Raw genomic sequence first — 3,310 nt, forward strand, 5'->3', positions numbered from 1 at the left:
GGCGCCGACGTCGTGGAGCGCTTCCTCCATCGCCGCGATCACCTTGGGGTGCTGCCCCATCGCGAGATAGTCGTTCGAGCACCATACCGTGATCGGCTTCGGCCCGTTATGCCCGGCGAAGCAGCGCGCATTGGGGTAAGCCCCTTTGTTGCGCAGGATATCGATGAACACGCGATACCGCCCCTCGGCATGCAGCCGGTCGATCGCCTGATTGAAGACGCGTCCATAATCCACTGGCCGCGCCTCATTATGCTCGATGCTCATGTCCCGGTCGCTTACCGTCATGTCAGCAGCAGCGCCAGCGGAAATCCTCGCTTGCACTGATCGCCCGCGCCGGTCGTGCCCGCGCTACAGCCGCTCGATCCGCGCGAAGCCGTAGCCGGCGAGCGCGGGGGCGAGCTTTTCGCCGCCTTCGCCGGTGAAGACCGCGACGTCGGCGGCGGCGCGGGCGATATCCTGCCCTTCGGTGAGATGGACGATTCGCCGCGCGATCCCCTCCCCGCCGTCGACAAAGCGCACCGCATGCGGCGCGGCGGCGGCGGCAAGCTCCGCCTCGACCAGCGGGAAATGCGTGCAGGCGTTGACGATCACGTCGATCCGCTCGCCCCCCGGCTGATCGAACAGCCCGGCGAGCACCGCTTTGTATCGCGCCGTATCGGTCGGCTCGCCGCGCAGCTTCGCCTCGGCGAGCTGGACCAGCTCGGCCGAGCCGTGACGGATCACCCGGCAATCGGCGGCGAAGCGCCGCGCGAGATCATCGACATAGGCCTGGCGCACGGTCGCCTCGGTGCCGAGCACCCCGATCGTCCGCGTGACGCTCATCGTCGCCGCCGGCTTGATCGCGGGGACGGTGCCGACGATCGGCAGATCGAGCGCCGCGCGCACCGCCGCCAGCGCGATCGTCGAGGCGGTGTTGCAGGCGATGACGATCAGCCGCGGGCGATAGCGTTCGGCGAGCCGCCCGAGCAGCGCCGGCACCCGCGCGGCGATCTCCGCCTCGGTCTTGGTGCCATAAGGAAAACCCGCCGAATCGGCGACATAGACGAATTGCGCGGCGGGCAGCGCGCGTCGTGCCGGCGCGACGATCGACAGCCCGCCGACCCCCGAATCGAAGAACAGGACGGGCCGCGTGTCACTCATCGGTGCGAGCAATTAGGCCGGTTCGCGCGCCAGACAAGCCCGCTTCCTTCTTTCTCCCCTCCCCTTGAACAAGGGAGGGACTGGGGGTGGGTTGGCCTGCGAGGATGCGATCCCGGTGCCCCCCACACCAACCCACCCCCGCCCCCTCCCTTCCAGGGAGGGGAGAAGAGAGACAAAAGGCGCAGTTGCCAGCCCCGCCAATGACGACAAAATACAAGACCGCCCTCCGCTTTCAGGCTAAAGGGCGTTTCGTCATAGGGGGCCTCTACACTGGAAACCGGATTCCTCTCGTCCGCGCCGACCGCCGCGCTGCTGATCGGCTATCTGCTGGGGTCGATCCCGTTCGGGGTGATCCTGACCCGCGCGTTCGGCGCGGGCGATCTGCGCAAGATCGGCTCGGGCAATATCGGCGCGACCAACGTGCTGCGCACCGGCCGCAAGGGGCTCGCGGCGGCGACGCTGCTGCTCGATATGGCCAAGGGCTTCGCCGCGGTGCTGATCGTCGACCGGCTTTTCCCCGGCGATGCGCCGCTGGCGGCGGCGGGGGCATTCTTCGGCCATTGCTACCCGATCTGGCTCGGCTTCCGCGGCGGCAAGGGCGTCGCGACGCTGATGGGGATCGTGCTCGCGCTGCACTGGCAGCTCGGGCTGATCTATGCCGCGATCTGGCTGGGGCTGCTCGCCACGCTGCGCATCTCCTCGCTCGCCGGAATGGCGGCGGCGATCGCCGCGCCGGTGGCGGCGGCGGCGTTCGGCTGGTTCGATATCGTCCCGCTGCTCATCGCGCTGGCGCTGATCGTGCTGTGGAAGCATCGCACCAATATCGGCCGGCTGATCGACGGCACCGAGCCGCGCGTCGGCCGCAAAAGTGCGTGATGTCGATCGGCTGCGGCTGATCCGCACCCCGGGCATCGGCCCCGTCACCTATCGCCAGCTCATCGCGCGTTTCGGCGACGCGACCCGCGCGCTCGCCGCCTTGCCCGATCTCGCGCGGCGCGGCGGCGGCACCGCACCCAGGCCCCCCGAGCCGCGCACGATCGAACGCGAATTGCGGCGCGTCGCCGAACTCGGCGCGCGGCATGTGTTCATCGGTGACAGCGCTTACCCGGTGCTGCTCGCCGAACTGGAAAGCGCCCCGCCGGCGATCGTCGTGCGCGGCGACATCGCGCTCGCGCACAAGCCCGTGGTGGCAATCGTCGGCGCGCGCAACGCCTCGGCCGCGGCCTGCCGCTTCGCACGCCAGATCGCGCACGACCTGGCGAATGCGGGTACGGCGGTGGTGTCGGGGCTGGCGCGCGGGATCGATACCGCCGCGCATATGGGGGCGGGCCGGCAGACGATCGCGGTGATCGCGGGCGGCATCGACGTGCCCTATCCGCCCGAAAACGAGGCGCTCCAGCAGCAGATCGGCGAGGAGGCGCTGCTGATCGCCGAGATGCCCCCCGGCACCGAGCCGCGCGCGCGGCACTTCCCGCACCGCAACCGCATCATCGCCGGGATCGCGGCGGGGACGTTGGTGGTCGAGGCCGCGCCCCGATCGGGGTCGCTGATCACCGCGCGGCTCGCCAATGAGGCGGGGCGCGAGGTGATGGCCGTCCCCGGCAGCCCGCTCGATCCGCGCGCGCAAGGATGCAACCTGCTGATCCGCGAAGGCGCGACCTTGGTACAGAGCGCCGCCGACGTGCTCGAACAGATCCGTCCGATCGACCCGCGCGCGATCCGCGCACCGGCGATGCGCTTCGATCCGATCCCGCCCGCCGACGCCGACGATGCCGCGCGCCGCGCGATCGTCGCGCTGCTCGGCCCGGTGCCGGTGGCGGTCGACGAGCTGATCCGGCAATCGGGCTATGTGCCTGCGATCGTGCAGATCGTGCTGCTCGAGCTGGAACTGGCGGGGCGGCTCGAGCGGCATGCGGGAGGGCGGGTGAGCCTGATTTCTCCCCTCCCTTGAACAAGAGAGGAGCCGGGGGTGGGGTTGGCCTGCGAGGATATGAATCGGTATCCCGCACACCCACCCACCCCCAGCGCCTCCCTTCATGAGGGAGGGGAGTAAAAAAGGAGGACGCGATGGCGCCGAAATGGGTCTCACGTTGGTATCGCGGCGCGGCGATTTACGGGCTCGCCGTCCTGCTCCCGCAATATCTCCAGGCCCCGCCGCCGGGCGCCGAGG

Annotated in this window: 3 protein-coding genes and 1 pseudogene; 2 read left to right on the forward strand and 2 right to left on the reverse strand. The window is 69.9% G+C overall.

Annotated elements, in window-relative coordinates:
* Together BGN95_RS22160 and murI are read right to left on the reverse strand one after the other, a co-directional pair.
* Nucleotides 1-264 (reverse strand): annotated as a pseudogene (locus BGN95_RS22160) (5-aminolevulinate synthase); the annotation flags it as partial.
* 84 nt (nt 265-348) lie between these two features.
* Nucleotides 349-1,140: a glutamate racemase gene (gene murI, locus BGN95_RS22165; protein ID WP_286774016.1), complete on the reverse strand. Its 792-nt coding sequence runs from the start codon at nt 1,138-1,140 to the stop codon at nt 349-351.
* 270 nt (nt 1,141-1,410) lie between these two features.
* Here murI and plsY point away from each other — a divergent pair, with 270 nt between their 5' ends.
* Together plsY and dprA are read left to right on the forward strand one after the other, a co-directional pair.
* On the forward strand, nt 1,411-2,016 hold the full coding sequence (plsY, locus tag BGN95_RS22170; RefSeq protein WP_265313288.1) for a glycerol-3-phosphate 1-O-acyltransferase PlsY: 606 nt from the start codon (nt 1,411-1,413) through the stop codon (nt 2,014-2,016).
* Nucleotides 2,009-3,091, forward strand: a complete 1,083-nt coding sequence (gene dprA, locus BGN95_RS22175; RefSeq protein ID WP_265313237.1) for a DNA-processing protein DprA — start codon at nt 2,009-2,011, stop codon at nt 3,089-3,091. The genes plsY and dprA overlap by 8 nt, the downstream gene beginning before the upstream one ends.
* The last annotated feature ends 219 nt before the right edge of the window (nt 3,092-3,310 follow it).

The organism is Sphingomonas sp. 66-10 (assembly GCF_001897045.1).
GTDB lineage: Bacteria > Pseudomonadota > Alphaproteobacteria > Sphingomonadales > Sphingomonadaceae > Sphingomonas > Sphingomonas lycopersici.